Annotated in this window: 3 protein-coding genes; all 3 read right to left on the reverse strand. The window is 73.0% G+C overall.

Features of this window, described 5'->3' with window-relative positions:
* On the reverse strand, nt 1-881 hold an 881-nt coding region (locus tag A612_RS02300), incomplete at its 3' end, for a TolC family protein (protein ID WP_040435712.1).
* Nucleotides 882-929: 48 nt separating this feature from the next.
* On the reverse strand, nt 930-4157 hold the full coding sequence (locus A612_RS02305) for an efflux RND transporter permease subunit (protein WP_019372993.1): 3228 nt from the start codon (nt 4155-4157) through the stop codon (nt 930-932).
* On the reverse strand, nt 4154-5556 hold a 1403-nt coding region (locus A612_RS02310; protein WP_019372994.1), incomplete at its 5' end, for an efflux RND transporter permease subunit. The genes A612_RS02310 and A612_RS02305, both read right to left, overlap by 4 nt.

Consider the following 5556-nt stretch of genomic DNA (forward strand, 5'->3'; position numbering starts at 1 on the left):
GCCGCCGCCACGTCGGGCCGGCGCAGCAGCAACTCGGAGGGCAGCAGCGGCGGCAGCTCCGGCACCCGCGCGTTCCAGGGGGCCGGCGCCAGCGCGAACTCCGCCGGGGCGGCGCCCACCAGCAGCGCGATGGCGTGCTCGTACCGGTCGCGGTTGGCTTGCAGCGCCACGCGGCTGGCGCGCGCCGACTCCAGGGTGGACTCGGCCTGCAGCAGGTCGGTGTGCGCCGCGATGCCGGCACGGTAGCGGTTGCCGGTGATGCTTGCGGCGCGCTCGTAGCCGGCGATGATCTCGGCCAGCAGCGCCGCCTCGGCATCCGCCTCGCGCAACGCGAAATAGGCCTGCGCCAGGCTGGCCTGCGCCGCCAGGCGTGCGCCCGCAAGGTTCGCCCGGCTGGCCTGCACGTTCGCACCCTGTGCGCGCACGCTGTCGGCCAGCCGACCCCACAGATCGGGCGCCCAGCTCGCACTCAGGCCCAGCGTGGCGCTGCCGCGTGCCGGGTCGCCGCTGCGCTGCGCGCCCAGCTGCAGGTCCAGGCCAGGCAGGCGCTGGGCCTCGGCCTGGCGCAGCAGCGCCTCGGCCTGCGCGACGTTGGCGAGCGCCCGCGCCAAGTTCTGGTTGCCGATGTCCACACGCTCCATCAGGCGCGCCAGCTCCGCGTCCTCGAACCAGTCCCACCAGCGCCCTTCCTGCCAGCGCTGGTAGTGCGCCGTATCCACCCAACCCGCCGGCGCCGCGCCCTTCCAGCCCGCAGGCAGGGGCTGGGCAGGCGGCTGGTGCGGCGGCGCCATGCCGGCGCAGCCAGCGAGCAGGCCGGCCAGCACCAGCGCCCCGAGGGCGGCGCGGGAAACGGGGGGTGCAGGAGGACGGCGCAAGGGCATGGTGTGGGTTCTTTCTCTCCAGTCTTCGGGGAGCGGCCGGATGGGCGCTCAGGCGGGCGCCTCGATGCGCCCCTGGCGCCGGCCGCGCAGGCGATCCAGCAGCACATAGACCACCGGCGTGGTCAGCAGCGTCAGCAGCTGGCTGGCCACCAGGCCGCCGACGATGGTCACGCCCAGCGGCTGGCGCAGCTCGGCCCCCTGGCCGAAGCCGATCGCCAGCGGCAGCGCGCCCAGGATCGCCGCCAGCGTGGTCATGACGATCGGCCGGAAGCGCAGCAGCGAGGCCTCGCGCACCGCCTCCACGGCCGACAGCCCGCGCGTGCGCTCGGCCTCCAGCGCGAAGTCGATGATCAGGATGGCGTTCTTCTTGACGATGCCGATCAGCAGGAACACGCCGATCAGCGCCATCAGCGAGAACTCCATGCGCAGCGCCAGCAGCGCCAGCACCGCGCCGAAGCCCGCGCTGGGCAGCGTGGTCAACACCGTCACGGGGTGGATCAGGCTCTCGTAGAGCATCCCCAGCACCAGGTAGATCACGACGATGGCCGCCACCACCAGCAACAGCTGCTGCGCCTGCGTCTCCTGGGCCGCGGCGGCCGCGCCCCCGAAGGCGCCGCGCACGTTGTTCGGCAGCCCGATGGCATCGACCGCCTCCAGCACCGCCTGGCGCCCCGCCTCCAGCGACACGCCATCGGCCAGGTCGAAGGACAGGGTGCTCGACAGCTCGCCGCCGTCGTGGAACACCGAGGTCGGCACGGCGCGCTCGCTGAAGGTGGCCAGCGCCGTGAGCGGCACCATGGTGGTGCGCGCCAGCGACAGCGGCTGGGCGCTGGAGGCGTTGCGCTGGCCGGGATTGGCCGAGGCCGGGGCATCGCCCGCAGCGCGGTCCGCCGCGGCCGCGCGCGCCGCCGGCACGTACACGTCCTTGAGCGCCTCGGGCGAGAGCGCATGGCGCGGCGCCCACTCCATGACCACCGTGTACTGGTTCAGGTCGCTGTACATGTTCGCCACCTGGCGCTGGCCGAAGGCGTTGTAGAGCGCGGCGTCGATGCTCGACAGCGACACCCCCAGCTGCGCGGCCTTCTCGCGGTCCACCTGCACGAAGGTCTCCACGCCGTTGTCGCTCTGGTCGTCGTCCACGTCGGTCAGGCGCGCATCCTGCTTGAGCTCGGCCGCCAGGCGCAGCGTCCAGCGCTTGAGGTCTGCCTGGTTGTCGGCCTTGAGGGTGTACTGGTAGGTGGAATTGCTGCTGCGCCCGCCCATGCGCAGCTCCTGCGCCGGGCTGAGGAACACGCGCAGGCCGGTGATGCGCGCCAGCTGCGGCCGCAGCCGCCCGATGACCGCGCGCGAACCCTCACCCTGGGGCCGCTCGGCCGCCGGCTTGAGCACCGCCGACAGGAAGCCCCCGCCCGAGCGCCCCCCGGCGAAGGCCACCACCGTGCCGATCGAGGGGTCGGCGCGGATGATGTCCACCGCCTGCTGCAGCTTGTCAGCCATGGCCGTCGAGGAAATGCTCTGGTCGGCGCGCAACCCGCCCATGAGCTGGCCGCTGTCCTGCTCCGGGAAGAAGCCCTTGTCGATGTTGGCAAACAGATAACCGTTCAGCCCGACCACCACCAGCAGCACCGCCACCACCAGCCAGGGCGCCGCCAGCGCCCAGTCCAGGGCACGCGCGTAGGCGCCCGTGACACGGCGCTCGCCCCCTTGCGCCCACTGCGCCAGGCGCGCGCGCAGCCGGCCGGCCAGGCTGCGGCGCGGCGGCTGCGCGGCGACGCGGTCGCCGGCCCCGGGGCGCAGCAGCATGGCGCACAGCATCGGCGTGGTGGTCAGCGAGATGAGCAGCGAGATCATCACCGCCGCCGACAGCGTCACGGCGAATTCGCGGAACAGCCGCCCCGGCTGCCCGCCCATGAACAGCAGCGGGATGAACACCGCCACCAGCGACACGCTGATGGTCAGCACCGTGAAACCCACCTCGCGCGCGCCCTCCAGCGCCGCCTGGCGGCGCGGGCGACCCATCTCCAGGTGGCGCGAGATGTTCTCCAGCACCACGATGGCATCGTCCACCACGAAGCCGGTGGCCACCGTGAGCGCCATCAGCGTCAGGTTGTTCAGGGAAAAGCCGAGCGCATACATCACGCCGAAGGTGCCCAGCAGCGACACCACCGTCGCCACCCCGGGAATCAGCGCCGCGCGCAGGTTGCGCAGGAACAGGCCGACCACCAGCACCACCAGCACCACCGCCACCACCAGCGTCAGCTCCACCTCGCGCACCGAGGCACGCACCGAGCCCGTGCGGTCGATCGCCACGTCCAGCGCGATGTCCGAAGGCAGCTGTGCGCGCAGCTGCGGCAGCAGCGCGTGGATGGCGTCGGCGGTGGCGATCAGGTTGGCGTCGGGCTGCTGCGTGATGGTGACGATGATGGCCGGCTGGCCGTTGAACATGCCGCGCGTGCGCGTGTCCTGCACGCTGTCGAGCACGCGTGCCACCTGCGACAGGCGCACCTCCTGGCCATCGCGCACCGCCACGATCAGGTCTCGCCAGTCGGCCGCGCGCAGCCCCGGCGCAGGCGTGAGCACCTGCAGCGCGCGCCCGTCCTGCACGCCCCCCAGCTCGATCACACCCTTGGGCCGGTTGGCGCTGCCCGCCTGCAGCGCGGCGCGCACGTCGTCGCCGCTCAGGCCCAGCTCGTGCAGCGCGAAGGGATTGAGTTCGACGCGCACCGCCGGCTGCGAGCCGCCGCCCAGTGCCACGTCGCCCACGCCCGGCACCTGCAGCAGGCGCTGGCTGACGATGTTGCTCACGGCGTCGTAGATCTGCCCGGGCGTGCGCGTGGCCGAGGTCAGCGCCAGGATCAGGAAGGGTTGCGCCGCCGGGTTCGCCTTGCGGTAGGTGGGACTCGCGCGCAGGTTCGCCGGCAGGTCGATGCGCGCCGCGTTGATCGCCGCCTGCACGTCGCGCGCGGCGCTGTCGATGTCGCGGTTCAGGTCGAACTGCAGCACCACCCGCGTCGAGCCGCTGCTGGAGCTGGAACTCATCTCGTTGACCCCGGCGATGGTGCCGAGCGTGCGCTCCAGCGGCGTCGCCACCGTGCGCGCCATGTCGGCGGGGCTTGCGCCCGCCATGTTGGCGGTCACGAAGATCACCGGGAAATCCACCGCCGGCAGCCGCGCCACCGGCAGGATGAAGTAGGCGGCGATGCCTGCCAGCGCCAGCCCGATGGTCAGCAGCACCGTGGCCACCGGCCGCTCGATGAAGGGGCGCGAGAGGTTCATGCCGGCTCCCGGCGCGCACCGGCGCCCGACAGCCGCTGCCCGAGCCGGTCGAACCACAGGTAGATCACCGGCGTGGTGAACAGCGTGAGCAGCTGCGACAGCACCAGCCCGCCGAAGATCGCCAGCCCGAGCGGCCGGCGCAGCTCGGCCCCGTCGCCCCAGCTGAGCATCAGCGGCACGGCCGCCGCCAGCGCCGCCAGGGTGGTCATCAGGATCGGCCGGAAGCGCAGCAGCGCCGCCTGGTGGATCGCCTCGCGCGGGCTGCGGCCCTCGTGGCGCTCGGCGTCGATGGCGAAGTCGATCATCATGATCGCGTTCTTCTTCACGATGCCGATCAGGAGCACCAGGCCGATGATGCCCACCACGTCGAGCGCATGCCCCGTCAGCTCCAGCGCCAGCAGCGCCCCGACCCCGGCGGAGGGCAGCGTGGACAGGATGGTCAGCGGGTGCACGTAGCTCTCGTAGAGCACGCCCAGCACGATGTACACGCACACCACCGCCGCCAGGATCAGCCACAGCTGGTTCGCCAGCGAGCTCTGGTAGGCGCCCGAGGCGCCGGTGAAGCGCAGCGTGAGCGCCGCCGGCAGGCCTTCGGCCTGCGCCGCGGCGCGGATCGCCTGCACCGCCGCGCCCAGGCTCGTGCCGGGAGCGAGGTCGAAGCCCACCGTCGCCGCCGGGTACTGGCCGACGCGCTGCACCGTCACCGGCGCCGGCTGCTCGACGATGCGCGCGATCGAGGACAGCGGCGTGGTGCCGCCGCCCGCGGTGCGCACCGGAAGCTCCTCCAGCGTGCGCAGGCTGGTGGCGCCCTCGCGCTCGGCCTCCAGGATCACGCGGTACTGGTTGGTCTCGCTGAAGATGGTGGAGACGATGCGCTGGCCGAAGGCGCTGTAGAGCGTGCTGTCCAGGCTGCCGGCGGTCACGCCCAGGCGCGCGGCCGTGTCGCGGTCCACCTGCACCATGGCCGACGGCCCGGTGGCGCCGGCGCGGGTCGTGACGTGGCGCAGCTCGGGCGCGGCCTGCAGGCGCCGCACCAGCCGCTCGGCCCACTCGTCGACCAGCCGCGTGTCCACGCCTTCCAGGTCGAAGCGGTACTGGGTCGGGCCGGTGCCGGAGTCGATGGTCAGGTCCTGCGTGGGCTGCAGGAACAGCACCACGCCCGCCACCTCGGCCGCCACGCGCTCGCGCAGGCGCTGCATGACCGCTGCCTCGGAGGCGTCGAACAGGCCGCGCGGGCGCAGGTTGATGACCAGCGTGCCGGTGGACAGCGCCTGGTTGTTCGCCGCATCGACCCCCACCACCGAACTCACGGACTGCACCGCATCGTCGTCGAGCACCACGCGCGCCGCCGCGGCCTGCAGCGCCGCCATGCGGTCGAAGGAGACATCGGCGGCCGCCT

The sequence above is a fragment of the Melaminivora alkalimesophila genome (assembly GCF_000282995.1).
GTDB lineage: Bacteria > Pseudomonadota > Gammaproteobacteria > Burkholderiales > Burkholderiaceae_C > Melaminivora > Melaminivora alkalimesophila.